This window comes from Paenibacillus sp. FSL K6-1330 (assembly GCF_037976825.1).
Taxonomy (GTDB): domain Bacteria; phylum Bacillota; class Bacilli; order Paenibacillales; family Paenibacillaceae; genus Paenibacillus_AQ.
In genome coordinates this window covers 3564289-3590724 of record NZ_CP150269.1, presented here as the reverse complement: position 1 = coordinate 3590724, position 26436 = coordinate 3564289, and the positions used below count along the sequence as shown (strand labels likewise).

The following is a 26436-nucleotide window of genomic DNA, read 5'->3' as shown; positions in this document are numbered from 1 at the left end:
TTATCCTTCCCTTTGTTGCAATATTATACTTCATTGGCAAATTATTCAACGTTTTTTGCGCAATTTTTTTCATTATTTGCTGCAAATGAACCAACGAAAAAATAATAAGATGTTTTAATCGTATCCCCTCCTCACAAGATTACATTTTAAAATGGACAAAAAGAGACCGTATTGAACCCGCTATCTAAGCGTGTAGTCACGGGCCCCAGGCGGCGTCGATGTCGCCTTGTTTGAGAGCCACATACGCCTCGTCGAAACCTCCCTGTCCGATTAGTTCCACATCCGAGAACGCAACCCCGTTTTCAGCCAAATAAACATCCCATAGATAGGGGATGAAAGTGCCTCTTGAGAAACTAAACTTTTTCCCTTGAGATCGACAGCGCTCCCGATCTCTTTACGAACGAACAGCTTCCATTCGCTCGCGCTAAAATCCGTTGCTGTTCCGGATGAAGCGAAGATGGAGTAATCGCCTTTGCTGACAGCGTTCAGGAGCGGGAAGTCCGCTCCGAATGCAACGTCTACCTGTTGGATAAATCGTCGGATGTCCCATCGTCACAACTTCCTTTCAAATTTGAGTTTAGTAAGAAATAAATGCATTCGAACGTTTCAAGGAGCCGCGATGACCTTGAACGTTTCCTTTGTTGGGTTCGGCGGATAATGCGCACTGTCGCAGCACGGAATCCGAGAAACCTTCAAGATGTTCATTGAGCCGTTTAAAATAATGAATCTGTTCCCTGAGCTCCTCGTACGAGAATGCGCCGAAGATCAGCTCAATCATGTACCCGCCAACATTTTCGTTACGCTGCAGCATCTGTCTTCCTGCTTCTGTAATGTCTAAGGCAATCGCTCTCCGGTCTGTCTTGCTCCGCCTTCTGATCGCGAATCCGGAAGTCTCCAGCTTGTCGCATATCGCCGTTACCGCTCCGGATGTGAAATCGAGCTGTTCCGCCAGTTCACCAAGCCTCTGTTCACCATTCCGGAATATCGTGTTGAGAATCAGCAAGCCTGGCAGTGAGATGCCTTCTACCGAGATTTTGTCACGCTCTTTGACAAACCTGCGTACCACTTTGCGAAAATGCCAATCGGCCTCCTCCAATAAATCCCAATCCTTCTCTTCCATGTCGCTCCTCTCTCGGGTCATGAACCTCCGTATGCCGGTCCTTATCTGCTACAGCTAACTCTTGAAAATACAGAAAGACCCCCATCTACCCTTTGTCGTATTAACGACAAAACGAGTAAACAGGAGCCTTTGGTGGACCAATCGGCTGACCTTATCGTTCAATGCTAAGATAATGAATGATCATTTAATGATGACTGAAGCTTAATACCTGTGGCTAGATTAAACCAATTAATACCACCTGTCAAGTAGGAATTATCTTCTGTGGTTGAAAGGAAGGAATATTTAGCTATATGAACGACAACCGCGTGCCAATTTGACGGATATGGTTGACGTCAGCGAACAAGATAAAATAATTGTAGAACGTTTCCCCAATTTGGACAGGGCGTGGGTATCTTACGATCAGGGCGGACTGCTTATTCATCTCCGCTGGTTGGTCGGCTGACGGAAAAATAAAACACGCTTCTTGATTTTGTATCTTCACAGGAACAATTCTTGGTGATGAACCGTAAGGCATCAATGGGTGAAAGGCTTCAGAGTGGCACACTTCGGTAATACCTTCACCCGATGAAATCGCAGATACCTGAAAAAAACCGTCGGCCCCTTCGTATCTCTCTTCACTGACCCGACGCCAGTTTGCGGGATATGGAAAGGATACCCGGTACACAAAGCTGGTAAAGATGTTTTCCGAAATCCTTCTGGCTCTAGGAGACCACTGCAAGGCTGTAATCCGGCCGCCACTGACAACGTTCACCGGCACCTGATCCCTGAGATCCACAATCCAGAGCTGACTTGCACTTTCTACACCTGCGCATCCCGATAAATACGCGATTTTCATACCGTCCGGGGACCACCCTACGGGAGTGGCAAAACAGTCGGATGCCGCAATCGTTCGTTGATTCTGACCGGTGCGGCTGTCGATCTGGATAAGAGAATAATAATTGGGCTCATCATAAGCGGTTGCGCTGTAGGCGATGCTCTGGGAGTCCTGGGACCATGACGGAAAATAGTTTTTGGCGAGCGGTCCGCCTTCCAGCGTATAGATGGTACCCGTTGCCAAATCCACAGTTGAAATTATGGAGATGCTTGCACCAGGGAATGTATACAGTGCGAAGGTTCCGTCCGGGGATATCCGAACGTCGTGGAGCGGTCCGTTCGTATTTTGCGTGATTTGTCTCCGGTTCGTACCATCGGTTCGCATGCGGAAGAGCTGCGTGATGCCGCTGGCATCGGGAGCCGCAAATAGCAGCTCCGTTCCCGAAGGGAACCATTGGACATCACTAGCTCCTGGCTCTGAGAAGGTATAGCTCCGATGCGTGATAGTATCATAAACGACGATTCGGTCGTTTTTAACATACACCAGAGACCGGTTGTCAGGAGACCAGTCCAACAGCGTGAAAGGTTCGGTTTGGTCAATCCTGGCTACAGTACGCGTGGCGATACTCAGCAAGTAGACCACATTTCCAATTCCGATAAATGCGATACTCCTGCTGTCGGGCGACCAATAGGGAACGGAAAATTCCGCGCCAAGTCCCCGAGTAAGTTGAACATGAAGTCCGTCCTGTGGTCGGTACAGCCAAATGTCGAACGATCCACCACGATTCGATGTGTAGGCAATCCATCCTTGAACGAGATCATGAGAAACAGCTTGCAAGGCCAACATCCTCTCTTGAATCATCTGATACTCCAGATATATTCAGTGGATGGCGGTTAGGCGACCGTCCCGGATGGATTTATGATGATTCTTCATTCTAGGTGATTTATTATCAGGGAAAATAACATGTTCATTTTACCTATTGAATAAGGAAAAGAAGACCCTTTAGACACAAAATTCAATTGCAGGGTTACCTGAGAACATGGTTTTGGAATATTCGCCGGCCTTGTATTCTGAGATGACTTTTGTCCAAAAAGCTTGGGCTGACAGATTTTTTTCCAACCAAGCGATACTCCAATTGCCCTTAAACATTTCGAACACTTTGAAAGCTGCCTCTTTACCAATTGACTGCTTTCGGTATTTTTTCAAGATGAAAAATTCCGCCATGGAATAGTTTGGAGTTGCATCACTTGCTGTTTTAATTTCTCTCACCAATACAAATCCGGCCAGCTTCCCCGATTGTATAACAAGGTAAGGATACCGCCCCTCTTCCGTCCAGTAATGGTCTAAATACTTATAATCGTACAGGCCAAATTCGTTAACGTCATTCTCACGCTCATCTTCATATGGACTCATATCGTATTGATAGAGTTCCATCAGGTTACGTAATATTATTTTCTGCTCATATGAAACCCTTAGAAGTTCCTCCTACCCACCACCATTCCTCCGTATGTATGTAAAAATATTCAATATGGTTATGGATCAATCCTGCCTATATTTGAGAATACCGCAGCCAAAAAAAACGTTCCCTCATCGGCTAATCATCCGCGTTTTTCTAGTATTGCCCAACACCATAAAGGTTGGTAGAATATAACAGTTATACTATCGCACATACATAAGGAGAGGAACACAATGACAGTTCAACAACAAGCAGCTAAGGATTCCATGATCGAATGGCTGGCAAATGAACAAGAGCTCGGCCATAAACCCAGCAAAATCGAATTAGCGGGAGAATTTGATCTCCACGACATGCATTATTATATTTTCAAATATAAGAAGACCCTGTTTGGCAAATGGCTGGTCGGCGTTTGCGGCGGTTATGAAAGTCCGTCAGACACCGAGCATTGTGGACATGTATTCAGTGAGATGCAGCCCTATCATCCTTCCACCGCGGAACAGGAAGCTGTAGCCATGGTTAACATGATTCGTGAGTATTGGATGAAGCAGGCTGCACAATATGAGGCAGGGGAAGCTTCAGAGGATAACACGCTGGATTCCAATGAATCATCCGGGATATTTAATGGCTTCGTTCTGTTGAACTCCCCGGAATGCGACCTGGAACAGATCAAAGCAAATCTTCTGCACGATTGGAATATTTCCTCTTCCCCGGAGGATGGCAGCTCCGGAGAGGAAAAAGAAGGAATTCTGCTCTTTGAGGCAGACGGCTGCATGATCGCGGTCAGCTTCGTTGACGCTCCGGTACCGGATGGCGAGGCTGAGCATTACGCGCAAGGCAACTATCTGTGGCCAGAGGCTATGGAGGTAACCAAAACCCATGTCAGCCAGCTTATTCTGGCGGTGTTTTCGCGTGCTGCCTCCCCGCTTGATAGCGGCAGGGTGTACACCAAGCTGGCGGCGAGCTGTTTGAAGCTGCCAAATGCCGTCGGTCTCTATTCATCCGGCACGGTATTTCAGCCTGAGCTCTTTGTGGAAATGGCTGAAACCATGAAATCCGACGATCTTTTTCCACTGTTAAATCTCGTATACTTCGGGCTAGTTCGTACAGAATCCGGAGTCAATGGATATACATATGGGCTCAGAGCCTTTGGTAAAGACGAGATCGAAGTGCTGGACAGCCAGGTGACACCTGCCGAGCTTCGTGAATTCCTTATGGATATTTCTTTATACATCGTTGAACAGAACGTCACACTAAGAGACGGGGAAACCATTGGCTTTTCGGCGGAGCAGAAGCTGCCGATTATGCGTTCCGAGGGTGTCTATCTTGATGGTGACACGCTTAAAATCAAGCTCTGATTCAATATAATCTTCTCCAATAAAAAGGCTCTCCAAGTCATTCAATTAACTTGGAGAGCTTTTCACACTTTCCAGCTCGTAGTTTTCCAAGAGATCCAATAATTGTTCTGGTTGTAACATATAGTCGTCCCTCTTCATGAGTCCATTCACTAATCGTTGTCTCCACTCATTTTCTTCCTAAACGCGAAAATGGCGACAACCATGATAACCACGGTATACCCAATCACCCACCACAGGTGAGGTAAGATCGAAGTGTAATCTCCTGAAATCGCGGCTCTTCCCGCGTCAACCGCATGGGCGAAGGGGAGTACATACGCAATCTCTTTAAACCAACCGCCGACAAGATTCAGATCAAACCAAGTGCCGCTAAGCCATGCGCTAAGATTCGTCAATAACGCACCACATATACCACTTACCTGCTTATCATTAAATATACTGCCTGCCAGCAACCCGATTCCTATAAACAGAACAGCTGTTGGAAGGAGCACAACAACGGAGAGCAGAACATTCAAAGTTACTTGTAATCCCAAGAATGAAGCCGCAACAAAGGTTATGGCAACCTGGAGAAACGCCATCGGAAGTAAAGGTAATGTATATCCCACGATATAATTCGGTGGAGTTAGCGGACCCGTATACAATCTCATTAAAAATGAGGAGCTCCGATCTTTGGCTATAAGCATCCCAGAGAAAAGTGAAATGAAGGAGAACCCGAACACGGCAACGCCCGGAACAAGCTGATCAATGACAAAGAGTTCAATTTCAATGTTCTGTTGCAGGGCAGATAGCAACAACAGTATAACCAATGGGAAGCCGATGCCAAAGGCCAAATTCAGCGGATCTCTAACCATTTCTTTGTGGTTTCGTGTGGCAAATGCTGTAGATCTCATCCTGTTGCCTCCTCTAATGCAGCTAAAGATACAAAAGCATCCTCAAGTGTTGGAGTGTTTGTCTTTTCTATTAATTCTGCAGCAGTTCCAACTGCCTTTAATCTCCCTTTCGCCATAATCCCGATTCGATCCGAAAGCGCTTCTGCCTCCTCCATATGGTGAGTTGTCAGAATGATGGTGATTTTTCCCTTAAGTTGTTTAATAGCTGTCCAAAGCTGCCGTCTCGCGATAACATCCAGTCCCAGTGTGGGTTCGTCTAGGAAAAGGATCGAAGGGTTCGATATCAGAGCCATGGCAATACTAAGTCGTCTTTGCATGCCTCCCGACAGCGTCTTGGCTTTATCTTGAGCCACCTCGTGAAGACTAAAAGTATCCAGCATTTCTTCCACCTTTACGGCAATAGCTGAACTGTCATATCCGTAAACTTTAGCAATAAACTCAAGATTCTCTTTCACGGACAAATTCCGAGCAACAGCCGTTTCCTGAGGAGACACATTAATTTTTTCTTTCACTGCATATGGATTGGCAACGATACTGTCTCCTAACAGAGCCGCGTCGCCGCTACTTGGCTTACTGAGACAGGTTAGCATCTTAATCGTCGTTGTTTTTCCTGCACCATTCACGCCAAGCAGAGCAAACAGCTCCCCATGCTCGATCTTAAGGTTTAGTGAATCAACCGCGGTTTTGGTCTTGTATCTTTTGGTTAAATTCATCGTTTGTATGGCAATCACTCATCTTCCTCCTCGAATGTCTGCGCATTTAATATATCCTCTGCAAACTGCAGCAAGCCATCGCTTTTCATAATGGCAATTCCCTTCTGCTCTTCATCACCCAAAACCACCAGGCTATCACCGGGGCGTATATCGAATATATCTCTGGCTTTTTTGGGAATCACGATCTGTCCTCGTTCCCCAACCCGTACCATTCCAAAAATATGTTTTCCCTTGGGCCGCAGGCCGATGTCTGAATGCTTATCGGAGTAATGGACCAGATCATCCAGTACTACGCCATACAGATCTGCGAGAGCTGTACAATGCTGAATATCCGGTACAGTTTCTCCATTTTCCCACTTCGCAACAGCTTGTCTTGACACGCCGATCTTCTCGGCAACTTCTTCTTGGGTAAATCGGTGTTTTTTTCGCAATTTCTTCAAATTCATATGAATCATATGAATCATATCCTTTTTTCCCATTATAAAGCCATTTTCCGAGCAAACCACCAATCAAGGATAACATTCCATGTTGCTTTCAGTTGCCGCAGAACAGCTCATAAAAAGCCCCCCTGTCAGAAGGGAGGCTTTTTACACAATTATGATAAATAGCATTACGCCTGGATAAACAGGCTGAATTCCTGGCCGTTTTTGACTGGCTCCTGTGCCATGGTGTAGCCGTGTTTTACGACTTCCTCAGGCACGTTGCGAAGTGCGGACGGACAGTCCGAAATGACCTGAAGCGTTTGTCCTTTTTTCATATCACGGAGCGTTTCGAGTGTGTAGATGACCGGGTATGGACAAGATTCCCCCCGGAGGTCCAGTGTGAAATCAACGGACATGGGTTGCATCCCCTTTCTTGAATCCTACGCCGAAGCGGTAGTTTTTTTGCCAGTATGCGGCGACAGCGAATCCTCCACCGAGTATGAGCAGCGTAACAATCAGTGCAGCCGCCGGACCCATGACGGTGATCAGATTAATAGGCGAGCCACTCTTCACGAGAAGGTTAAATACCCCCATATGATCCCATGCATATGCCAAAGCGGTTGCGCCTATAATGTTGCCGATAAACACGGGTAAAAAGACAACTTGTCCCTCCATCAGCCGGTACATCATGCCGGTTTCGCAACCGCCGGCCATGACAATACCCAGGCCGAAGAGCAATCCACCGATAAAGGTGCTGGGCGCGGCAATTTTTGTAATCGGGTCCAGACCGTATACAAGAATTACGATCAGCGTAGCGACAGAGCTGACTGCCATCCCGACAGCAATCGCTTTTGTCATCGTGGCTCGGCCGCTGATCCACAGATCGCGGAAAGCCGAAGTAAAGCAAATCTGCCCCCGCTCGATCAGGATGCCGAATGCCGCTCCGAAAAGGGCGGCTGTCCCTAACATCGTGCGACCAGTTACATAGAAGTATACGATCAGCGCGATGTACGCAAGACCTAGCATTGCCCCCAGTAAAGGTTGCCTGTTCTTACCCGATTTAACGGACGGCACGGTACCGCCCATTTTCAGAACGGGCTTCCCTTTCCACCATCTTGTGTTCACCAGCCGAGCACCCAAGAATGTGCCCGCGCCAGTAGCAACGATGAAGATCCAGGAATGAAGGGAGAATTGAGGCACGCCAGTAAAAAAGGCTGCGAGATTGCAGCCCAGAGCCAGCCGGGCTCCGAAGCCCGCGATGATTCCGCCGACAAATCCCTGAACGTACCGCCGTTTCTGTCTCGGCATTCGGATCTTGAAGTTGCTGCTCAGCAGAATCGTAATGAGGGCTCCGATAAACATGCCCCATACGATCCAGCCGTCGGTCCGCGTCCATGTCGTTCCGTCCATATGGACGAGGTCGAAATACGCCCAATCCGATATATCCACCCCGATGAATTCCAGAATATGCCCTCCGAGACGGGTGAATTCACCGGTTACAGCCCATACCGTATGGGTGATTCCGAAGTAGACCGCGCTGAGAATGCCGGCCAGAGCCATAACCAGATAAGGACTCCAATAACTTCCGAACCATGTTGAATATAACTTTTTCACTTGCTCAAAAACTCCTCTTCCACTAAAATCACGATACTTATCTATAAGAAAACCCACAAATTCCATTGTACTATAAAAACTGCAATGCGGGGATGAAATTTGTTCATGAACTTACATCGTCAAAACAAAAAAGCCGCGATTGTTCGCGACTTTGAATGCGTGTATGTTTTTGTTCCCCGAGCTTTATTCATGTTTAAAGTGGCGGATTTTCTACTCCCATTTGTATCCACCCTTCTTTTGAAGGTCCATATACCGCAGGAATATTTAACCCCGCCTGACGCATCAGAACAGTAACCTGTCCTCTATGATGAGCAATGTGCTTTATCAATCCCATAAAGATAGTAGCATTTGATTCCTCACGTCCAAAGGCATTCTGAATTTGTTTTAGAGTATCATCCGTCCATTGTGCTTCAAGAGCTATTGCTACTTCAGAACTTATTTTTCTAAAGGTCTCGGCGATTTCGTTCGCGGAGGGTACTTCATCAGAATCTTCTACCTGATCGAGAGCAAGCCCGAATTCAGTCAAGTATTCAGGGGTATTCGTTACGAAATGCCACGCAATTCTCCCCAGAGTCCTGCCTTCAGGATAGACTTGCTGCCGTAATGATTCATCCGTCAAACTGCCTAACACCTTTTGCGTTAATTCTGCTTCTCTCTTCCATTCTGTAATAAAATCTGAAACGGTTATATACATGATTGGTTCATCCCTTCTTATCATTCAATATTTGATGAAAATCGTTACTTCTCTTCCCCCCACTATGAAAAAGAATGTAAGATGATCATCCTTAGCTCAATCATATCTGCTAATAGTGACAAAGATTGTCATAGTTATATTTTTTCATCCTCTTTCTAGCTGCTTTGCAAAATCTGATCCGCCTCCATAATGATTCCATCCCCTATAGCCTCATTGCATGTTCAGCCACTTTATCGTAAGCGAACAATCGGACTGCTAGCAAGAGCGCTACCAAAACCGTGACCAACCCGGACCAGCCCAGGTTGCCAATGGAGGAGCTGCTGATCACCAATCCCCCGATTCCTGAGCCGAGGGCAAAGCCAAATTGGATAAACGAAGTGTTGACACTTAAGGCTATATCCGGCGACTGTGGCACCAAGGTAACGAAATACAACTGCTGTGCCGGGGATGTCGCCCATGTGGCGGCCATCCATATCATGATTAATGGAATAACACCATAGATCGAACCGTTGAACCAAGTTAGGAGCAGTAATGTTCCGGCTTGGATGGACAGTCCGGCGTAGATCGTGAACTTGGACCCCTTCGCATCCGCAATCCCCCCTCAAGAGGGCTCAATAAATTAGTACGCAAGCCGCGATGGTAAGGATAGTTTCTTTAACCATGTTGATAGATTTAAAGCCTCTCTTTACGTATAACAATTGTCCACCAAGCTAATTCCTCGCTATGACGATTTCCCAATTGTGATTACATGCAGACGCAATGTTTCCGCGCTCCGAGATATACCGTTCCACTAACTCCGCGCTGTCGATCAGAATCTCCCGAATCACTTCTTTCCCCTGAAACATGCTGTAATCCCCTCCGCCCCTTGCCCGGTAGCTGTTCATGACCACATCCAGCTCCATCTCGCCCGGCAAGTCGGCGCCGTTATATTTCAGCCTGCTGACCCTAGATCCTGGGGGCTCTGCAAGGTTTATTGTATATTCAATGCCTTCCCACATGTCGTAATTATAGTGCTGCGCTTTCGGTTTCACATATGCCGGGTTCACGGCAGGGGTCCCTTTTGGGCCGACCGTAAAATAACAGGCTGTCTGTTCCAGCGCATCCCGAATGTCGCGCCCGGTCAAACGCAGAACGACCAGCGTATTCGGATACATGAAATTCGTAAGGATATCCCGCCTTGTAATAATCTCTCCAAAGCCCTTGGAATCTTCACTTAGCAATGCCGCGCAGGATACATTGACTCCCGCATATTCCATCTGCACGCGATGGATGAACTCGATAAAGGGATGCTCCTCTAGCCGACAGGCGAAAGAATCGTTCATGCTCATGTCACCCTCTACCCGTCCGATCGGCTCGTCGAGCCATGCCTGGGTCCGGCTTTCTATATCCCGGCTGGAAGCGAGCAACACCGTATCGGCCGTCGTCCCTGTCTCCGGTCGCAGTAACTCGGCCCGCTTCTCCGCGATAATCCAGCGTTCCTGCTCCCTGGTCAGATCCAAGCTGAGCTTGCCAATGGCCTGTCCGTTGAAGCCGGGTTGGACCACCGTTACTCCATGCACCTGCCCGGCCAGCAGCCGATGCTGATGTCCGGTGATGAGCACATCAATGCCATCCACCTCGGCACACATGGCGTAAGCCTGGTTTTCCCCGGTGATGTTTTCCGCTGGTTCTCCGGTTTCTATATCGCGCTCAAATCCGCCGTGGTACGCCACGATCATCACATCGGGCTGCTCCTCCAGACGGATGCGCGGCACCCAGTCCTTCACGGTTTCCAAGGCATCATGGAATTCGAGACCCTGAATATGGGACGGATTCTCCCAGCATGGAATGTAGTGCGTCGTCACACCCAACACCGCCACCCGGATGCCACCGATGTGCTTGATTAGATAGGGCTTTCCGAGGGCGGGCTCCCTGCTATCCTGCAACCGGATACTAGCAGAGAGCCAAGGAAACCGGGAATCCCGCACTGCTTGTCCGAGCGTCTCCATACCATAATTAAACTCATGGTTACCCGGAACGGCTGCATCATAACCCAGTTCATTCAGCGCACTAATCATAGGGTGGATATCGGTTCCTCTTTTTACTGCATAGGAAGCCAGCGGAGAGCCTTGAATCAAATCTCCGTTATCGATCAGAAGCAGGTCCGGATGTATATGCCGCTCTTCACGGATCAGGGACGCCAGCTTGCCGAGCCCTAGATTCCGTTCGTCTTGAGTCCGGTAATCCGTTGGGAACAGATGCCCGTGTATGTCGCTGGTAGCCAGCACGGCAATCGTCATTTTATTCGTCGAATTCATACCATCTCTCCTGTTCGTATCGTCTTCAAGCCATTCTATCAACCGAAATGCAGTTTTATATTAAAATTCCATGTCTTTACAAAAAGTTATCATTTCATTGACAGGCCATTAACACTCCCTCCGTATAGTGAAGCAGGTAAGACATATCATTTAACTTATAAAATGGAGGTCATTGCTTTGAAAAAATGGATGAAATTCACGATGCCCCTGTTATTGTCCTTCGCTGTCATCAGCGGATGCGGCGGTAATACCGACACCGGCGGCAAAGCCGCGGCGAACGCTGGCCAGGAGAACTCGCAAGGCACAAGCACAGGCAGCAGCACGGCTACAGAATCAACCGGGTATGTCCCTGAAAAACTGACCGTCCAATTTGTTCCTTCCCAGAATGCCGACACGCTTGAAGCCAAAGCCAAGCCGCTTGAAAAGCTGCTGTCCGACAAAATCGGGATCCCCGTTCAGGTCAGCGTATCAACTGACTATAACACGATTGTAGAAGCGATGGCTTCCAAAAAAGTAGACGTCGGCTTCCTGCCGCCAACCGCGTATGTTCTTGCCAAGGAGAAAGGCGCTGCCGAGGTTATTCTGCAGGCCCAGCGCTTTGGCGTAAAGGATGAAACTGGGGAGCCTACGGATGCACTTGTGGATTTCTACAAGGCGATGATGATCGTGAAAAAGGATTCCGCCATCCAATCCGTTGCCGACCTGAAGGGCAAAAAAATAGCTTACCAAAACGTGTCTTCCTCTGCCGGTTATGTATGGCCGGCCGCAGTTCTGATGGATAACGGAATCGACCCGTTGAAGGACGTCGAGCCGATTACGGTTAAAGGTCATGACCAAGCTGTCCTTGCTGTGTTGAACGGCGATGTCGATGCAGCAGCCATCTTCCAGGATGCCCGAAATGTCGTTAAGACCGATTATCCAACCGTGTTTGAAGATACGCGTGTGCTGACCTATACGGAGAAAATTCCAAACGATACAATCAGCGTGCGCTCCGATATGAGCGCAGAATGGACCCAGAAGCTGCAGAATGCATTTATCGAGATCGGCCAGGACGAAGAAGGCCACAAAATCATTTCCGAAATTTACACCCATGAAGGATATGTAAAATCGGATGACACTCAATTTGAGATTGTCCGTGAATACGGCGAAAAGGTAAAGACCGAGTAAAGGATAAGGGACTGGGTGCCATGATTGAAATTCGCAACGTTTCGAAAAATTACGCTAATGGAACCAAAGCACTGAACCATATCAATCTGACGATCGGCCGCGGCGAATTCGTGGCGATCGTCGGGCTGTCCGGCGCCGGGAAGTCGACCCTGCTGCGGTCGATGAACCGGCTTCACGACATTACCGAAGGCGAAATCGTGATCGACGGTAAATCGATTACAGCGGCCAAGGGCAAAGAACTGCGCCGCATCCGAAGGGATATCGGCATGATTTTTCAGAGCTTCAATCTTGTGAAGCGCTCTTCCGTACTCCGCAATGTGCTCGCCGGACGCGTCGGATACCATTCCACCCTGCTCACCCTGCTTGGCCGATTTCCGAAGGCCGATGTGGATCTGGCCTTTCAGGCGCTGGACCGGGTAGGCATTGTCCAGAAGGCGTATGCTCGTGCCGATGAACTGTCCGGCGGACAGCAGCAGCGGGTCGCGATTGCCCGAGTGCTCGCGCAGGAGGCCAAGATCATACTGGCGGACGAGCCGGTTGCTTCCCTCGATCCTTTGACCACGAAGCAGGTCATGGATGATCTCAAACGAATTAACACGGAATCCGAAATTACGACGATCGTGAATCTGCATTCGATCGATCTGGCCCGGCAGTATGCTACACGGATTATCGGATTGCGTGCCGGGGAGGTTGTCTTTGACGGACCGTTATCGGAAGCGACGGACGAGCGGTTTACGGAAATATACGGGCGGCCATTCGGCAAAGATGAGCTATTGGAGGAAACGGCTGTATGAAGATGGAACTGGAAACGGCGCCATTCAAACAATCAGGTCAGGCTCCCCTTCCTCGCCCAAAACCGCCGGGCAAACTGAAGCATTACATGACAGCGGCTATACTGCTGCTTCTCGTCTGGGGTAGTGCGCTGCAGACGGACGCTACCTTCAAGGAGCTTGTGGAAGGACTGCCGAACATGCTTGACCTGCTGCGGGAGATGTTTCCGCCGAAATGGAGCTATCTCGACAACATTTGGGAGGCGATGCTGGAGACGATACGCATGGCGCTGATCGGCACGACGCTCGGCGCCATCCTGGCGGTTCCGGTTGCGCTGCTGTGTGCAGGCAATTTGGTCAAAAGCCGGTGGATCACCTATCCTGTTCGCTTCCTGCTGAACTTGATCCGGACCATTCCTGACCTTTTGCTTGCCGCTTTTTTTGTCGCGATATTGGGGCTGGGCCCGTTACCGGGGATTTTTGCCCTATCCGTCTTTTCACTGGGTCTGATTGCTAAACTCACCTATGAAGCACTGGAAGCGATAGACCCTGGCCCGCTGGAGGCGATGACCGCTGCCGGGGCAAATCTCCCGCAGCTGATCGTATACGGTGCAGTCCCGCAGATTCGGGCACATTTCGCTTCTTATACGCTCTACACGTTCGAAATCAATATTCGTGCCGCTGCCGTGCTCGGTCTGGTGGGAGCTGGCGGGATCGGTCATTATTATGAAGTGACACTCGGATTTTTTGAGTACGACAAGACATGCATGATCATCATCTTCACCCTGATTGTCGTCCTGATGATCGACTATCTTAGTACGAAACTGCGGGAGAAATTGTTATGAGCAAATCATGGAACGACATCGTTCCCCAACCGAAAAAAAGCCGTCTCCGCTGGCTTATCTACGTCGTGCTGGCGATCGTTTATGTCTGGGCTTTCTTGGGGATCCCGTACTCAGGCATTAAAGATACGGCAGGTCAGGTGACAAAAGCTATTTTCTCCGGTCTGTTTTCACCCGATTGGGATTTTGTCTATTTACCAGACGGAGAGGATTTGCTGCGCGGTTTGCTGGATACGTTGGCGATTTCCATTCTAGGGACGATCATCTCGGCTGGCATCTGCATCCCATTCGCTTTCTGGGCCGCTGCCAACATGACCGGGTCCATATTCGCCTCCGGATCAGGCAAAGTGCTGCTCAGCCTCATCCGCGTCTTTCCTGAAATCGTAATGGCGCTATTGTTCATCAAGGCGGTGGGCCCCGGCTCTTTTGCAGGCGTGCTGGCACTCGGTCTGCATTCAGTAGGCATGCTCGGCAAACTGTTCTCCGAAGAGGTGGAGCAGATCGATACGGGCCCGACCGAAGCGCTGATCGCTGCTGGTGCGACTAGGCTGCAAATTGTCCGGTTCGCCGTTGTGCCTCAGGTACTGCCCGGGTTTCTGTCGTATATCCTCTACCGCTTCGAAATCAACCTCCGATCCGCAACCATCCTCGGCATTATCGGCGCAGGCGGAATCGGGACACCGCTTATATTCGCGCTGAGCTCACGGAATTGGGACCGCGTCGGCATTATTTTGCTGGGGATTATCGTCATGATTACCTTGATTGATTTGATATCAGGAGCGATTCGAAAAAAGCTCGTTTAACGGAAGGCCGTGAATAACTTTGGAAGTATCCTCCATACTAGTGAAGAACCACATCATACAATCAAGGAGGAACCATGATGATCGACAATTTGGAAAGCGACTATAACTGCGCGAAAGCCAGCGACGATCTCCATCAGCTAAAGCAAGAACTTGCCGCTCTGCGGGAACAAGGTGCTGAAGACCAAGAAACACAGGAACAACTCAACCGATTGGAGAATCAAATCTCCTTCATTATGAACAAGTGCGATATTAACCATTAACGTTCAATCCAACCTCTTCTTAGAGATCCCTCCATGATTAAAAAAACCCGTATCCGTGAAGGATACGAGTTTTTTTTATTTCGCTATTACTCCCCAATCTGCTTGATTAATGTCTTCATAGGATCAATCGGACGATTCGCGTCATATGGATAGCGATTTAATACCTGAAGCAGTAATTGATGCAGCTTTGCGTTTTCGTTCACCTTCGTGAGAAGGAACTCCATCTTGGCAATCAGCTCCTTATATTCAGGGATGTTCCCCGGTGAATACACCTCAAACTCAAAGAACGAGTTGCCGAAGACGGTTGCCCTCTTCACGCCTTGGAACTTCACATATCGGGCTTGCTTAGTGTCGAACTCCAGAATGTCCAGTGTTCCCTTAGACTCTATGACGCCGCCTTCGCCGGAAATATTCTCCCAGTTCGTCTTGTCATCCGACACCAGAATCTGATACTTCTCCGCGTAAGCGCCCTGCCACTTTATAGTGACTTTATTTATTTCCTTGTTCTCTCCTAGATCCACAAGAAACCAGGCATCATCCACGTACGCACTGGACCAGCGGGTGGATTCATTGCCATCCACGGCCATATCAGGAGAATAATACGGAAATTCCGTTTCCGAGGACTCCGCCGACTTGTGAAGCGCAAGATTTTCCGTGCTCAACAGCTCGATCGCTTTGTTGTGGATGACAACATTATCCAGTACACCCTTAAACGCGTTCGTCTCGCTGCCGATTCGCAGTGTAGGCAGGACGAGCGTGTGCATTTTCGGATATTGCATTTCCAGCCGTTCCACATATTCGTCAAGATTGACGAACAGCGATACGCCTTTGTCATCGCCTTTCAGCAAAATATGCGTCCACTTATCTTCCGGGACAACATAGTTAAAGGTACTGTCATAATGCTCCTTGGTAAATCCGAGCTTTCCTGTCTTACCTTGCTTCAGCTTCAAAGTTCCTGCAGGCGATTCCATCAATACGGCATCATCGGGATTGTTCTTGTCGGGCTTAATCCACATGGAAGCGGTCCACCCGAACCCAATCGCATCCACCGGCGTTTCGACATAACTCTTTCCTCCATTGAAGCGAACACCCTGCTGGTACTTGCCGTCCGTTATATCGACATTGACGCCTTTTCCGTCAAAGCCGTTGCCTGAATCATCTTTGAAGCCTTGATCGAACAAATATTTCATGACCAGATGATCTTGATTGTTCACTGTAATTTTGTGAGAACGGTCAGCATTCGGCGCATCGCCAAGAATCTTCGTCCGCTGTTCAAATTGGGAGAAGGACTTGTCGTCTCTCGTCCCGGTCCACATCTTCTCTGCGACCACCTGAATTCCAGGCATTAAACGGATATGCGCATCGTCCATGGATACGCTGTTCGCATCGGACACGTCGTTCCACATTGAGAACATGCCGCCCTTCACGCGCGGATGGCCAAGCGGCAGCGTTGTGTTCTCCCATTTGTTCGGCTCCCACTCGTTATATAGGAATTGCGAGTTCAAGTAATTCCCATAGAGCGTAGGCACGATATACAAAAAGACATTTTGGGAGTTGATGACGTCATAACCGAGATCCACGGCCTGCTGCGGTGCACCATACGGTTCATACCAGATTCCCATCGTTGCATCATTACTGATCGGTGTGGTCCCGTTGTACATGGTCAAGCCTCCCCACATGATCGGATGCTTGCCCTTGCTATTGATATGCTTCACAAGAGTGTCCATGTACCAACGGAATCGCTCGATATCCGGTCCCCAGTATTCATCCGTGCCGATGTGCACTTCAGGCCCGACAAAGGTCGGATCGCTTCCATCCAAGTATTCATTGAACAAGCTTTTGACAAATTCCACCGTTTCGGGCTTGGAAATATCCAATCCCCGCTCATCCCCGAGTGCCGGATTATAGGAAGTGAATGCGCGGGAATGTCCAGGAGTATCAATTTCCGGAACCACGTTGATGCCATAATCCATAGCCATCAATTGCAACTCCTTGAATTCTTGCTTCGTGTAGTGCCCGTTCCCGCTTGCAAGTCCGGGATACATGGTGCTCTCCAAGCGATATGCTGCCGTCGTTCCATCCGCGAACGGAGTCCCTACATCATCGTTCAAGTGGATTTGGAACATATTCATTTTGTACCAAGACAACTGCTTTACATAGTCCCGCAGGAAATCGATCGTAAAATATTTGCGGGCAACGTCGATCATAAGTCCCCGCTTCTCATACTTCGGGTAATCCCTCGCTTCCCCACGCGGAATCGTGCGATCCTCGTTCTGCTTGATGATTTGGAGCGCCGTTCTCGTGCCGAAGAAGGATCCTGTCGCCGAAGATGAGGTAATTGAAACGTACTCGCTCACCTTGAACACATTCCCTTCATCCCCAAGCCAGGACAAGGACGGATCAATAGCTAGGTAGAGATCACCGGATCGCGGCTGCCCTGCTGTCACTTCCAGCTCATAACCTGTGAGATCCAACAGATCATCGCGTGTGATCTCCGCAGCCTTGCGCAATACCGATTCATCCTTCGGATCCACCACAATGCGCGAGGATTCGGTTAATGTGTAATTGCCAGAGTCTCCATACCACTCACGCAGCGAAGGTATGACATCCGGCTCGGCATTGCGATCCGGTGTTTGCTCATGCAAGCCCGGAACGATGACGGTCATATTGTCCGACAGTAGTTTCCGATCCGGTTGGTTCAGATCCTCCACTTGGATGACCAGATTCACCTTGGCGTCTACAAGCGGGGTACGGATATTTCCTTCAAGGTCAATGACAGGGAGCCTGTCGCTTCCATATACACTCACGCTGTATCCATCCGGCACCTCTGCTGCAGACCAATCCAGCTTGGTTTGTCCGGCTTGCACGTTCAGAACACCAGCAACCCTATCGATCACAGATTGCAAATCATTCAACTGATACACTTCAAATTCATAAAAGGAATAGCCATACAGCGTTCCTTCGACAGGTGCTCGCTTAACGCCTTGAAATTTCACGTAACGAGCCTCAAGCGAAGGGAAATCGACGCTTTCCACGCCCCCCTTGCATTGGATAATTCCGTCATTGTCCTTGACATTGACCCAGGTCTGAGCGTCATCCGACACAAGAATCTTGTATGTATCGGCTGGAGTTTGCCAGCGAATGACTACCCGGTCGAACGATTTCTTCTCGCCCAGATCAACATAGAACCACTGATCGTCTTCTATAGCCGAGGACCATCTTGTATTGCCCTTGCCGTCAACCGCCAAGTCAGGCGTCAAATAATCCACTTCATTACCCGATGAAAATGCTGGAGCATTCAGGGCGAGATTCGTCCCGCTGAATGTTGCCTCTGCAAGGAGCCGAGCCGCTTCATCATCTGATTGCCCATTGGTCATTATATTGCCTTCCTTGTCATACACGACATCTGTAACGCTTGGTGGCGTGTCATTCTTGTTCTCAGGAAAGGTTATAATGGCGTCAGGATCGCTGATTTCAACATTCCCGCTCTCCTGTTTCGTCTTCGCCTGTGCGCTATCAGGTTGAACTGCCGCAAATGCCGAAGTTATTCCTACAACCAAACTCAACAACAGACAAACGATCTTGATATAAACGGTTTTCTTCATCAGTTCCCTCCATATTATCCAGTATTGAAATACACGGATTAACTCTGAATTCATCCCTCCTTTTCAAATGCGCAGCCTCCAAAGTAAACGCTTACTTGATATGAACATTTCTATAATATTACAAAAAGGTGCAAGTAGATAGAATTTTATTTCCTACTTGCACCCTATTTCACTCAAAACCTTTTATATTTGTCTTCTATATCAATTTAAAACTTAATATGGTTATTCTTCTTACTTTTTGACCGCCGTTTTAGCCATTTTAATCAGGTCTACTTCTGTCAACGGATTACCCGGATTGGTTGAGATGCTGAATGACTTGCCATTTTCGATCCAGGAAAGCGTGTTGGTTATAAATTCCTTACCAAGCTTAGGATGTTTCTTTTTCACTTCCTCAGCGGTTGTATAGGTATATCCTTTCTGCTTCTTATCTTTCGGATCAAGCCGTGTGCTTTGAAATGTAACATAATCGGTTCCGTTCTTATATTGTAATGAAATCATGCTTGAATTCGTCCAATTCACTTTTTTGGAATGAACTTGCTTTTTCAGCTTTTTAGCTTCTGCCTTCAATTCATTATGATATTCACTGCTGTATGGACCGAGTATTTCCCCCGATACAAAGCGATAATTCTCTGGCAGTTTATTCGGCTCTTTCAGTACCGGTTCTTTTAAAGTAGAGGCTTTCTTCCAATAATCATCATAGGTAGTGTACTCTGGATGAATGTTCCCCATAGCGAACGTCTCCAGACCTTTTCTATTGGTCAGTTCATTGCTTACGTAGACCATATAAGAGTCATCCGGATTCTCCTGAAGCAATTTACTAATTCTGGATATTTCCTCCTTTTCCAATTGTGCCACTTTGCTCACAGCGGCTGCCGTGCTTGCAGGTTTCCCTGGTGCTGCCTCCGCCGCAATATTCATGGCGCCCAGCATCAATACACCGCTTAGCGCAGCAACTGTTATTTTCATACTTTTGTTCATAGGTCATTTCTCCTTGTGGTTTCTTTTTTCAATGTATATAACAATACCGAACAAGGCTTTTGTGACATTGACACCTAGCTAAATAGTCGAATGTAAACGGACTGTATAATAGTTAGGTAGCCGGGTTTACCTACTCGTTCTCGAAAAAAATAAATAAAAAAAACCGAACCTTTTTTTGATAGAGAGACAATATAGTGTGTAAGCTGCTTACCTAGGAGGGCCCTCTGAATGCAAAGTGAATAAATGTTAAAAGCTATTGAACCAAAAGTATTACAAGTTATTGAACACAAAACGGTAACATCATCGAAGAAATAACGAGTTGATGGGGCTAAAGCGTTGAATAATACTACGAAAGAGATTCATAAATCGTAACTCATTTATCAAACAAAAAGCCGGATTCCTTAAAGTAGGAAAATCCGGCTTTTTAACTATTGATCCATCCTGAGCGTAAATTTTCGTTAATTTGTTGGCGGTACTCCTTTTACTAAAGACGAATTCACTCTACTCCGTCGGACATGATCGGTTAAAGTTCTTCCGGATCTATAAACTTCACCTCTGGATACATGTCGCTCGGTCCCTGAAGCAGATTGCCACTTGTTCCTTTCAGCTGCTTATTAAAGAAATCGAGTACATATTGATTTACGATGTTTGATCCTCTTTTACCATTGATATCTCCTGTTATCCCCGTCAGTTTAATCAACTCTGAATAGAATTGAAGGTCCGTGAAATTGAAATGTTGGGTTCCTTCTACATAAATCACATTTCCCCCATGATTGATTACATTTTTCATAATGTGCAGCTCATCTGAAAGAGATTTAGTTACTTCGTCATCCGAATTTCTATCAATTTCAAAATTGGCTAACCAGTCTTCAAAACTTCCCGATCTGATGAACATAAACGGCTTGTTTATATCATCTCTATTTTCCACTTCATATAGTGACCCGTCCATATTAATCCCGGCCTTGACTCTATGATCTAAATAAGTTGTATTAAATGCCGTTGCACCCCCAAAAGAATGCCCCATTACGCCTAAGTTATTTAAATCTATTTTCCCTTTAAATTGACTTTCAATTGCACCTGAATTTAGCTTTTCAATTTGATCGATTACAAACTCCACGTCTTGTGTCCATATATTTCCTATTTCCCTGCGATCTTCTACGGTGGTCATCTTAGTTTTATAGTCCGTTACCCGGCCATCCGGAAAAATGGTAGCAAAGGTGCTATACGTATGATCAATTGTGACCACGATAAACCCATGACTGGCCAGATTCTCGGCCTGTGATGCATGTAGAACTTTACTGGTTCCCATACCATGAGATAGCAGTACCAAAGGATAAGGACTTGTAGAAGGTAATATTTCTACATTTTCATAAGAGTTGGTTCTATTATACTTCCAGTAATCGAGCACAAAGTTGGGCAGCTTTAAAGAAGTAGAGAAGCTCTGAATAAACTTTTTGAACATTTCTTTATCATTTGGAAAAAGAGTTCCACGCTTGTTGTTATTCCTATTTTCAGTAGGGTACCAAACTTGAACCATTAGCTCCCTCTTATCGCTTTGATCTTCAGTTAAGACTTCATCTCTGTTCTGATCTGTAAAATGAAATGTTTGAGTACCCACTTTCTCTGGACCTTCAAGCTTCGGCAAATCAAAGACTGGCAAGTATACAGCCAAGCCGGTAGATACAACAAGTAAAATGACGATTAGGGAAGATAAACTATACTTCAACAGCTTCCCTATTTTTAGATTCACCATCTTACCTGAATGTCTCAATAAAACGATGAGTATGAATAGCGCCGTCATAATATATACCAAAAGTAACTGCCATCTGTATCCCTCAACAAACAATTGAACTAATAATATAACGCTACTTCCTATACCCACACCCAATCCTGTTTTCTTTGCGCTTCTTTTCATAAACAATAGATCTACGAGTAAAGCGAAGCAGGATAGAACTAAAAGTATCTCAAAAAATCTCATTTAAATTCCTCTCTGTCATCACGGTTGTCAGCCGAATTGCACATACTATGGAAATACCGCACCACAGAACGGCTTTTCATATTCATTTATACACATTTGGGAAATCACGAGTAGACTTTTACAGGATATTTACTTCGCTTCGTTCATGAATGCTCTAACGTCTTCAGCTATTTCTTTAAATAATGTATGGTGTAAATAATGTTCGCCATCCATTGTTATTACTTTTCCATGTACCGAGTCTTTGATCTGTCCTTCGTGCAAAGGTATCCATCCTTCTACGCCTGTATTATTCGCCTGTATAAGGAGAAGAAGTGGAAGATCTTTAGGGAATGTTAAACCTTGAGCCCCTTTGAAATTGGAAGAAATATGGTCCATCTCATTCAACATCGTGGAACTATTTGAGTTTTTATTCGACAGCATTTTCATCTGCTCTACAGTGTGGTCATCAAATGGGAGTCCGGTATAAGGGTCACTACCAAATTTGACCGCCAATCTTTGGAGACCTGATTTTTTAAGAAATGCGAACGTTTTTAATGGGAATTTAACATCCATACCCGGTTGTGTTGGTACACTGCTATCGATTCCGACAAAGGCAGTCACCTCGTTTGGATATTTGTTCACATAATCTATGCCGTAAATGCCTGCAATGGAGTGGCCCATGAGCATGTATTGGTTAATGTTAAGCTGTTGTAGAGCTTCATGAACCTCACTTACGATATTCTCTGTGGTTCGTTCTTTTTCAGTTCCATCACTTAATCCATAACCGAAAGGCTCAACCGCCACAACTTTGTAATATGGAGATAGCTCATCGATGAGCAGCTTGAAATCAAGCGCTGGTGCAGCTGTTCCATAACCTGGAAGAAGCACGATCGTTTCCTTACCTTCGCCTTGAATGAACACATTCATATTTTTCCCGTCTACAGATACGTGCTGGCCGTAGGGCTCTATCTTTTTCGCCTCCGAATTGCTACTGATCACATTCGTGATATAAACAATACCTAGAAACAGAACAATGGCAATTACGATTGCTCCTAGTATTTTAAGTATCATGTTTCGTACTTTTTTGGCCCTCGATCCATTCTTCGCTTTCTTTTCCTCTGGTTGTGTCACTCTCATCGTCTCCTGTCTTGAACTGTTTGTTGAGTTTTCTTCTTTGCTACTAATGAAATCTTAACCAATGAAGATGTACTCCCCATGACGTCAATATGAACGGAGTATGAACAAGCAAATAAATGAATAATTACTGCGACGTCATTGGCGGATAAATTGGCGGGCATTATTGAATTTCCTTTATAAATCCCCTGAATCTTTCAGCAATTTCTTTGGCATGGGAACGATACAAATAATGGTTCGCTTCCAGCAGCACCACTTCACCATGTATAGAATCCTTTATTAACTTCTCGTGCTCGGGAATCCATCTGTCCGTTGCCGGGTGATTCTTTTGAATAAAGAAAATAACAGGAAGATTCGGAGGGAAAGTTAGCTGTTCAGCTGCTTTAAAGTTGGAATACATGCTTTCTGCCTCATTTAATTGAGTGGTATTATACATGTTTTTGCGTATCAGAATGTTCAATTGTTCTTTCGTTTGTTCATCATAAGGCAGTCCATCATAAGGGTCAGCACTCAGTTTCAATTGTAATCGGGCGAAACCTAAGTTGCGGAACCATTTAATCGGTTGTGTTTCTGACGAATCAATCTTTTGTTCACTCAGCGCTGGAACACTACTATCCAGTCCGACAAATGCACGTACTTCATTAGGATATTTGTTCACATAATCCAGGCTATAGATCCCGGAAATGGAATGGCCCATAAGGATATAACGATCAATATGGAGACTCTGTAAAGCTTCATGAATCTCACTTACGATATTTGCCGTGCTGCGTTCCTTTTCGGTCTGATCGCTCAATCCGTAACCAAAAGGCTCTACGACGACGACTTTATAATGTGGGGATAACTCTGAAATAAGCGGTTTAAAATCAAGTGCTGGCGATGCCGTTCCAAAGCCGGGTAAAATCACGACGGTTTCTTCGCCTTTTCCTTGAATGGTGACATTCATCTGATTCCCATCTACAGATACATGCTGACCATAAGGTTCCAATCTCTTCTGCTCCGAATGACTGCTGATTTTGTTAACGGTATACACGGCGGCAACAAAAAGTAGGATAGCTATAACGATTGCACCTAATACTTTAAGCAAAATGTTTATTACTTTCCTCGATTTGGTTCCACCCCATTTTTTCTTCTCTCTTTCTTTTGTCACACACATCTGCTCCTGTCCTCATCTGGTTAATGGCCATAACAAGCCGTTCATGCAAGCCTAACCAACCAAGATGTCCTCACCATGACGACAACATGAACGGAGTATGAACTAACAAAAAAATGCCACGTTTCACATACAAGAAAGCTTGCATGTGAAACGTGGCATGAAAATACGGTTTAGACAATCCGGATGGACATTCTATACATCCACCTTATCCTGTAAGCCTAATTATTCCGTTGGTGGAGTGATTGGCAAAGTGACAATAAAGGTCGTTCCTTGACCTAGTTCACTTTCTACTCGGACATCGCCTTGATGCAGCGATACGATCTGCTTCACGATGGCAAGTCCCATACCGCTACCGTCATACTTGCGGCTGTGTGAACGATCGGCCTTGAAAAAACGCTCAAATATGCGCTTCTGATCTTCCAGGGGAATACCGATGCCCGTGTCGGATATTCGGACGGTCACGTTTTTGATATCCTGCTGGATGCTGACGTGAATCACGCCGCCATCCTTGGAAAATTTGATGCCATTGCTAAGGATATTCGTCCATACCTGATTCAATTGGTCACGATCAGCCGTTACTTTAACGGTCTGTAAATCAAGCTCAAAATGAATGTTGCGGGCTGACCATTGCGGTTGGAGCGCGACGATGACTCGCCTAATCTGTTCATCAAGACTGACTGTGACGAGCCGCAGCTGCTGTGACTGCGATTCCAGCATACTCAGCTTGAGCAGGCTATCACTCATGGTGGACATCCGCTTCGCTTCAGCAATGATAATATCGAGATACCGGCTTCGTTCTTGATCGGACAGGTCCACTTGCTTGAGCGCTTGAGCGTAACCGGATATCGAGGTGAGCGGGGACTGTACCTCGTGCGACACGTTCGTTACGAATTCCCTGCGCATCTGCTCAAGTTGCTGGAGATCGTGCATCATGTCTTCGAAACTGCGAGCCAACGTACCTAGCTCACTCGTTTGCTTAATATTCAGCTTGACGTTGAAATCTCCAGCTGCAATACGTTTGGTTGCTTTTGTCAGCTTTTTGATTGGTCTGACCAGGAATACAGAGGCAATAAGAATCAATAAGCTTCCTGCAATCAACGAACAGGTTGCAAAGATCAATCCCCACTTGGCGACAAAAGAGGTAGAAGGTGGAGCGAGCGTCTCCAAAAACATCGCTTTCGTTCCCATTTCTGTTTTCACCGGCAACCCTAAGAGAACCGTAGCAATACCATTCGGTGTGTCTTGAACAACGCCTCCATCGATGACTTTCTTTAACTGCTCCATCGTCACCGTAGCAGGTTTGTGTCCGTTAAGTTTACCGTAAGACTGGAACACTCCCGTTGCTTCGTAAATCCGAATATGATAAGAATCGAGCTGCTTCATTCCACTTACGAACGAGTCCGCTTCACTTAACGGCAGGGTCTTGTAAATCTGCACGATGTCTTGTCCAAAGTTGCGCAAGTTGATTTGAGCGTTTTGGTTCAATTTATCTTCGAATATCCAAGTGGACATAAAAAAAGAAATGATCGTGCCCGCAATGACGGAGACTAGAAATGTCAGGACCACACGGATATATAAAGATCTAATCATTCGTAAACCTCAAGCCGGTAGCCAAGCCCACGAACCGTTTCGATCCGAAAATCAGATGTAGCCGCAAACCGTTCGCGCAAGCGTTTGATATGTACATCTACGGTTCGATCATCTCCAGCATAATCAATCCCCCAAATTTGATCGATCAATTGCTCGCGCGTATAGACTTGTCCGGGTGTACCAGCAAGCTTATACAGCAATTCGAACTCCTTGAGCGGCAGCGTGAGCGCCTCTGTTCCTCTCATCACCTTATAGGTTTGCCGATCAAGTGTAACGCTTCCTAACTGAATCGTCTGTGTAGAGCCGATCCGGTATCGTTTAAGTAATGCTCTCACACGCACCGTTAACTCCAATGGATCGAAAGGTTTGGTCAGGTAATCGTCTGTTCCAAGTTCGAATCCTTTTACCTTCTCCCATGTTTCGCCTCTCGCTGTCAGCATAAGTATCGGAAGATCAGGATTAACTCTTCGGAGCTCTTTGCACAACGTCCAGCCATCCATATTCGGCATCATAATATCGAGCACGACAAGATCAACATGCGTTGAGGCATAGACGTTCATTGCTTCCTTGCCGTCCGCGGCCTCGGCCGTTGTGAATCCGTCGTTCCTTAGAAATAAACAGACGAGTTCGCGAATATTCGCATCATCGTCAGCAACCAGTATAGTAGGCATCCGTTCCCTCTTTCCCATCTCATATTGAAGTAACCATTTTACTATAAGTATAATGAATCACTCCCATACTACCTAATCATCATACCCGGAATTATCATGGAATGCACCTCGAATGCTTTCTTCCCTGCACAAAT

General features: G+C 46.7%; 24 protein-coding genes and 1 pseudogene. 6 read left to right on the top strand and 19 right to left on the bottom strand.

What is annotated here, in order from left to right; genetic code table 11:
- Positions 1-205: 205 nt before the first annotated feature.
- The 4 genes and pseudogenes from NYE54_RS16255 to NYE54_RS16240 form a co-directional block, all read right to left on the bottom strand.
- Positions 206-534, bottom strand: a pseudogene (locus tag NYE54_RS16255) (ABC transporter substrate-binding protein); the annotation flags it as partial.
- Between the two features lie 43 nt (positions 535-577).
- A complete protein-coding gene (locus NYE54_RS16250; RefSeq protein WP_339273211.1) occupies positions 578-1120 on the bottom strand; it encodes a MarR family transcriptional regulator in 543 nt (180 codons plus the stop codon).
- Between the two features lie 286 nt (positions 1121-1406).
- Positions 1407-2795, bottom strand: coding sequence for a hypothetical protein (locus NYE54_RS16245; RefSeq protein ID WP_339273210.1), 1389 nt, complete (start codon positions 2793-2795; stop codon positions 1407-1409).
- A 141-nt stretch (positions 2796-2936) separates the two neighbouring features.
- Entirely contained in the window at positions 2937-3347 is a 411-nt protein-coding gene (locus tag NYE54_RS16240) for a GNAT family N-acetyltransferase (protein WP_339273208.1), read from the bottom strand.
- Positions 3348-3623: 276 nt separating this feature from the next.
- Between NYE54_RS16240 and NYE54_RS16235 the strand changes: the two genes are divergently transcribed.
- On the top strand, positions 3624-4745 hold the full coding sequence (locus NYE54_RS16235) for a DUF4261 domain-containing protein (RefSeq protein WP_339273207.1): 1122 nt from the start codon (positions 3624-3626) through the stop codon (positions 4743-4745).
- A 149-nt stretch (positions 4746-4894) separates the two neighbouring features.
- Here the strand turns inward: NYE54_RS16235 and NYE54_RS16230 are convergent, their stop codons facing one another.
- From NYE54_RS16230 to NYE54_RS16195, 8 genes are all read right to left on the bottom strand, one after another.
- A complete protein-coding gene (locus tag NYE54_RS16230; protein ID WP_339273205.1) occupies positions 4895-5632 on the bottom strand; it encodes an ABC transporter permease in 738 nt (245 codons plus the stop codon).
- Complete coding sequence (locus tag NYE54_RS16225; RefSeq protein ID WP_339273513.1) at positions 5629-6360, bottom strand: ABC transporter A family member; 732 nt, start codon at positions 6358-6360, stop codon at positions 5629-5631. Before NYE54_RS16225 ends, NYE54_RS16230 begins: the two co-directional genes overlap by 4 nt.
- Entirely contained in the window at positions 6360-6800 is a 441-nt protein-coding gene (locus NYE54_RS16220; RefSeq protein ID WP_339273203.1) for a helix-turn-helix domain-containing protein, read from the bottom strand. Before NYE54_RS16220 ends, NYE54_RS16225 begins: the two co-directional genes overlap by 1 nt.
- A 155-nt stretch (positions 6801-6955) precedes the next feature.
- The gene (yedF, locus tag NYE54_RS16215; RefSeq protein ID WP_339273202.1) at positions 6956-7183 is read right to left on the bottom strand and encodes a sulfurtransferase-like selenium metabolism protein YedF; all 228 of its coding nucleotides are present in this window, start codon (positions 7181-7183) and stop codon (positions 6956-6958) included.
- Positions 7173-8327 carry a selenium metabolism membrane protein YedE/FdhT gene (yedE, locus tag NYE54_RS16210; protein WP_339273511.1) on the bottom strand — a complete coding sequence of 385 codons (1155 nt, stop codon included), beginning with the start codon at positions 8325-8327 and terminating at the stop codon, positions 7173-7175. Before yedE ends, yedF begins: the two co-directional genes overlap by 11 nt.
- A gap of 247 nt (positions 8328-8574) precedes the next feature.
- Positions 8575-9075 (bottom strand): DinB family protein, encoded by a 501-nt coding sequence (locus NYE54_RS16205; RefSeq protein WP_339273201.1) that lies wholly within the window; start codon positions 9073-9075, stop codon positions 8575-8577.
- 202 nt (positions 9076-9277) lie between these two features.
- Positions 9278-9553: a hypothetical protein gene (locus tag NYE54_RS16200; protein WP_339273199.1), complete on the bottom strand. Its 276-nt coding sequence runs from the start codon at positions 9551-9553 to the stop codon at positions 9278-9280.
- A 232-nt stretch (positions 9554-9785) separates the two neighbouring features.
- Positions 9786-11372: a bifunctional UDP-sugar hydrolase/5'-nucleotidase gene (locus NYE54_RS16195; protein ID WP_339273198.1), complete on the bottom strand. Its 1587-nt coding sequence runs from the start codon at positions 11370-11372 to the stop codon at positions 9786-9788.
- Positions 11373-11549: 177 nt separating this feature from the next.
- On the opposite strand from NYE54_RS16195, the gene NYE54_RS16190 reads away from it, so the two are divergent.
- The 5 genes from NYE54_RS16190 to NYE54_RS16170 all read left to right on the top strand — a co-directional run bounded on the left by NYE54_RS16190 (position 11550) and on the right by NYE54_RS16170 (position 15214).
- A complete protein-coding gene (locus NYE54_RS16190) occupies positions 11550-12539 on the top strand; it encodes a phosphate/phosphite/phosphonate ABC transporter substrate-binding protein (protein WP_339273197.1) in 990 nt (329 codons plus the stop codon).
- Between the two features lie 20 nt (positions 12540-12559).
- A complete protein-coding gene (gene phnC / locus NYE54_RS16185; protein WP_339273195.1) occupies positions 12560-13333 on the top strand; it encodes a phosphonate ABC transporter ATP-binding protein in 774 nt (257 codons plus the stop codon).
- Positions 13330-14154 carry a phosphonate ABC transporter, permease protein PhnE gene (gene phnE / locus NYE54_RS16180; protein ID WP_339273194.1) on the top strand — a complete coding sequence of 275 codons (825 nt, stop codon included), beginning with the start codon at positions 13330-13332 and terminating at the stop codon, positions 14152-14154. The genes phnC and phnE (NYE54_RS16180) overlap by 4 nt, the downstream gene beginning before the upstream one ends.
- Entirely contained in the window at positions 14151-14954 is an 804-nt protein-coding gene (phnE, locus tag NYE54_RS16175; protein ID WP_339273192.1) for a phosphonate ABC transporter, permease protein PhnE, read from the top strand. The genes phnE (NYE54_RS16180) and phnE (NYE54_RS16175) overlap by 4 nt, the downstream gene beginning before the upstream one ends.
- A gap of 77 nt (positions 14955-15031) precedes the next feature.
- Positions 15032-15214 (top strand): DUF2524 domain-containing protein, encoded by a 183-nt coding sequence (locus tag NYE54_RS16170; RefSeq protein WP_076323398.1) that lies wholly within the window; start codon positions 15032-15034, stop codon positions 15212-15214.
- A gap of 86 nt (positions 15215-15300) precedes the next feature.
- Here the strand turns inward: NYE54_RS16170 and NYE54_RS16165 are convergent, their stop codons facing one another.
- The 7 genes from NYE54_RS16165 to NYE54_RS16135 form a co-directional block, all read right to left on the bottom strand.
- Positions 15301-18819 carry a discoidin domain-containing protein gene (locus NYE54_RS16165; protein ID WP_339273190.1) on the bottom strand — a complete coding sequence of 1173 codons (3519 nt, stop codon included), beginning with the start codon at positions 18817-18819 and terminating at the stop codon, positions 15301-15303.
- A 231-nt stretch (positions 18820-19050) separates the two neighbouring features.
- Positions 19051-19797 (bottom strand): hypothetical protein, encoded by a 747-nt coding sequence (locus tag NYE54_RS16160; protein ID WP_339273188.1) that lies wholly within the window; start codon positions 19795-19797, stop codon positions 19051-19053.
- Between the two features lie 523 nt (positions 19798-20320).
- Positions 20321-21775, bottom strand: coding sequence for an alpha/beta fold hydrolase (locus NYE54_RS16155; protein ID WP_339273187.1), 1455 nt, complete (start codon positions 21773-21775; stop codon positions 20321-20323).
- 129 nt (positions 21776-21904) lie between these two features.
- The gene (locus NYE54_RS16150; protein ID WP_339273185.1) at positions 21905-22885 is read right to left on the bottom strand and encodes an alpha/beta hydrolase; all 981 of its coding nucleotides are present in this window, start codon (positions 22883-22885) and stop codon (positions 21905-21907) included.
- A 166-nt stretch (positions 22886-23051) separates the two neighbouring features.
- Positions 23052-24035, bottom strand: a complete 984-nt coding sequence (locus tag NYE54_RS16145) for an alpha/beta hydrolase (protein WP_339273183.1) — start codon at positions 24033-24035, stop codon at positions 23052-23054.
- A 228-nt stretch (positions 24036-24263) separates the two neighbouring features.
- A complete protein-coding gene (locus NYE54_RS16140) occupies positions 24264-25631 on the bottom strand; it encodes a HAMP domain-containing sensor histidine kinase (RefSeq protein WP_339273181.1) in 1368 nt (455 codons plus the stop codon).
- Positions 25628-26302: a response regulator transcription factor gene (locus tag NYE54_RS16135; protein ID WP_339273179.1), complete on the bottom strand. Its 675-nt coding sequence runs from the start codon at positions 26300-26302 to the stop codon at positions 25628-25630. Before NYE54_RS16135 ends, NYE54_RS16140 begins: the two co-directional genes overlap by 4 nt.
- Positions 26303-26436: the final 134 nt, after the last annotated feature.

Excerpts from the sequence above, each read along its gene's own strand:
- NYE54_RS16250 (WP_339273211.1), bottom strand. The coding sequence starts at position 1,120 with ATGGAAGAGAAGGATTGGGATTTATTGGAGGAGGCCGATTGGCATTTT.
- NYE54_RS16245 (WP_339273210.1), bottom strand. The coding sequence starts at position 2,795 with ATGATTCAAGAGAGGATGTTGGCCTTGCAAGCTGTTTCTCATGATCTC.
- NYE54_RS16240 (WP_339273208.1), bottom strand. The coding sequence starts at position 3,347 with ATGAGTCCATATGAAGATGAGCGTGAGAATGACGTTAACGAATTTGGC.
- NYE54_RS16235 (WP_339273207.1), top strand. The coding sequence starts at position 3,624 with ATGACAGTTCAACAACAAGCAGCTAAGGATTCCATGATCGAATGGCTG.
- NYE54_RS16230 (WP_339273205.1), bottom strand. The coding sequence starts at position 5,632 with ATGAGATCTACAGCATTTGCCACACGAAACCACAAAGAAATGGTTAGA.
- NYE54_RS16220 (WP_339273203.1), bottom strand. The coding sequence starts at position 6,800 with ATGATTCATATGAATTTGAAGAAATTGCGAAAAAAACACCGATTTACC.
- yedF (WP_339273202.1), bottom strand. The coding sequence starts at position 7,183 with ATGTCCGTTGATTTCACACTGGACCTCCGGGGGGAATCTTGTCCATAC.
- yedE (WP_339273511.1), bottom strand. The coding sequence starts at position 8,327 with ATGGCTCTGGCCGGCATTCTCAGCGCGGTCTACTTCGGAATCACCCAT.
- NYE54_RS16205 (WP_339273201.1), bottom strand. The coding sequence starts at position 9,075 with ATGTATATAACCGTTTCAGATTTTATTACAGAATGGAAGAGAGAAGCA.
- NYE54_RS16200 (WP_339273199.1), bottom strand. The coding sequence starts at position 9,553 with ATGATATGGATGGCCGCCACATGGGCGACATCCCCGGCACAGCAGTTG.
- NYE54_RS16195 (WP_339273198.1), bottom strand. The coding sequence starts at position 11,372 with ATGAATTCGACGAATAAAATGACGATTGCCGTGCTGGCTACCAGCGAC.
- phnC (WP_339273195.1), top strand. The coding sequence starts at position 12,560 with ATGATTGAAATTCGCAACGTTTCGAAAAATTACGCTAATGGAACCAAA.
- phnE (WP_339273194.1), top strand. The coding sequence starts at position 13,330 with ATGAAGATGGAACTGGAAACGGCGCCATTCAAACAATCAGGTCAGGCT.
- phnE (WP_339273192.1), top strand. The coding sequence starts at position 14,151 with ATGAGCAAATCATGGAACGACATCGTTCCCCAACCGAAAAAAAGCCGT.
- NYE54_RS16170 (WP_076323398.1), top strand. The coding sequence starts at position 15,032 with ATGATCGACAATTTGGAAAGCGACTATAACTGCGCGAAAGCCAGCGAC.
- NYE54_RS16165 (WP_339273190.1), bottom strand. The coding sequence starts at position 18,819 with ATGAAGAAAACCGTTTATATCAAGATCGTTTGTCTGTTGTTGAGTTTG.
- NYE54_RS16160 (WP_339273188.1), bottom strand. The coding sequence starts at position 19,797 with ATGAACAAAAGTATGAAAATAACAGTTGCTGCGCTAAGCGGTGTATTG.
- NYE54_RS16155 (WP_339273187.1), bottom strand. The coding sequence starts at position 21,775 with ATGAGATTTTTTGAGATACTTTTAGTTCTATCCTGCTTCGCTTTACTC.
- NYE54_RS16140 (WP_339273181.1), bottom strand. The coding sequence starts at position 25,631 with ATGATTAGATCTTTATATATCCGTGTGGTCCTGACATTTCTAGTCTCC.
- NYE54_RS16135 (WP_339273179.1), bottom strand. The coding sequence starts at position 26,302 with ATGCCTACTATACTGGTTGCTGACGATGATGCGAATATTCGCGAACTC.